This window comes from Flavobacterium sp. PL12, from assembly GCF_039123485.1.
Classification (GTDB): domain Bacteria; phylum Bacteroidota; class Bacteroidia; order Flavobacteriales; family Flavobacteriaceae; genus Flavobacterium; species Flavobacterium weaverense.
In genome coordinates this window covers 1-2,144 of sequence record NZ_JBANDI010000057.1, presented here as the reverse complement: position 1 = coordinate 2,144, position 2,144 = coordinate 1, and the positions used below count along the sequence as shown (strand labels likewise).

Here is a 2,144-nt window from a genome sequence, read left to right as displayed (position 1 = left end):
GTAATGGTGTATGTTCCTTTGATAGCAGAGCTAGAAGCACCTACTGCAAGAGTTGCAATTGGGTTTCCAGTAATGGTTAATCCTACCATTGGATCAGTTACTACTACATTCGTAAGCGAAGTATTTCCAGTATTGGTTACTGCAAAAGTATAGGTAATTACATCACCTAGTTTACCTGTTCCACTTACTACCGCTGTTTTCACAAGAGCAATACGAGGTGTTTGAGTCAGTGGCGTATCAGTAGGCGTGTTGTTATCAACTGAAGTACCAGAGATATCTGTTACGTCATTTTCTTTAGGATCTTGCGCTGTAGCTAAAGCCGTGTTGACTACTTTACCTGCATCGATATCCGTTTGAGTAATGGTGTATGTTCCTTTGATAGTCGCATTAGAAGCACCTACTGCAAGGGTTGCAATTGGGTTTCCAGTAATGCTTAATCCTAGCATTGGATCGGTTACTACTACATTAGTAAGAGAAGTATTTCCGGTATTCGTTACTGCAAAAGTATAGGTAATTACATCACCTAGTTTACCTGTTCCACTTACTACCGCTGTTTTCACAAGAGCAATACTTGGATTTTGCGTTAGAGGCGTATCAGTAGGGGTATTGTTATCAACTGAAGTACCAGAGATATCTGTTACGTCATTTCCTTTTGGATCTTTCGCAGTTGCTAAAGCCGTGTTGACTACTTTACCTGCATCGATATCCGATTGAGTAATGGTGTATGTTCCTTTGATAGCCGAGCTAGAAGCACCTACTGCAAGAGTTGCAATTGGGTTTCCAGTAATGGTTAATCCTACCATTGGATCAGTTACTACTACATTCGTAAGCGAAGTATTTCCAGTATTGGTTACTGCAAAAGTATAGGTAATTACATCACCTAGTTTACCTGTTCCACTTACTACCGCTGTTTTCACAAGAGCAATACTTGGCGTTTGCGTTAGAGGCGTATCAGTAGGAGTATCGTTAGTCACAGTAGTACCAGAGATATCCGTTACATCTTTATTATTCGGATCTTGAGCAGTTGCTAAAGCAGTGTTGACTACTTTACCCGCATCGATATCCGTTTGAGTAATCGTGTATGTTCCTTTTATAGTTGCATTAGAAGTGCCTACTGCAAGGGTTGCAATTGGGTTTCCAGTAATGCTTAATCCTAGCATTGGATCAGTTACTACTACATTGCTAAGCGATGTATTTCCAGTATTGGTTACTGCAAAAGTATAGGTAATTACATCACCTAGTTTACCTGTTCCACTTACTACCGCTGTTTTCACAAGCGCAATACGAGGTGTTTGCGTTAGAGGCGTATCAGTAGGAGTATTGTTGTCAACTGAAGTACCAGAGATATCTGTTACGTCATTTCCTTTTGGATCTTTCGCAGTTGCTAAAGCAGTGTTAACCACTTTACCAGCATCGATATCCGATTGAGTAATGGTGTATGTTCCTTTGATAGCAGAGCTAGAAGCACCTACTGCAAGAGTTGCAATTGGGTTTCCAGTAATGGTTAATCCTACCATTGGATCTGTTACTACTACATTAGTAAGGGAAGTATTTCCAGTATTTGTTACTGCAAAAGTATAGGTAATTACATCACCTAGTTTACCTGTTCCACTTACTACCGCTGTTTTCACAAGCGCAATACGAGGTGTTTGCGTTAGAGGCGTATCAGTAGGCGTGTTGTTATCAACTGAAGTACCAGAGATATCTGTTACGTCATTTCCTTTAGGATCTTGCGCAGTTGCTAAAGCCGTGTTGACTACTTTACCTGCATCGATATCCGATTGAGTAATAGTGTATGTTCCTTTGATAGTTGCATTAGAAGCACCTACTGCAAGAGTTGCAATTGGATTTCCAGTAATGGTTAATCCTACCATTGGATCTGTTACTACTACATTCGTAAGGGAAGTATTTCCAGTATTGGTTACTGCAAAAGTATAGGTAATTACATCACCTAGTTTACCTGTTCCACCTACAGCAGCTGTTTTCACAAGAGCAATACTTGGCGTTTGCGTTAGCGGAGTATCAGTAGGAGTATCGTTAGTTACGGTTGTACCAGAGATATCCGTTACATCTTTATTATTCGGATCTTGAGCAGTTGCTAAAGCCGTGTTAACCACTTTACCCGCATCGATATCCGATTGTTT

The 2,144-nt window shown here is 40.4% G+C and carries 1 protein-coding gene; it reads right to left on the bottom strand.

Going from position 1 to position 2,144, the window contains the following annotated elements; genetic code table 11:
* A partial coding sequence (locus RCH19_RS14660) for a hypothetical protein (RefSeq protein WP_343023857.1) occupies window positions 1–2,144 on the bottom strand: 2,144 nt, incomplete at both ends.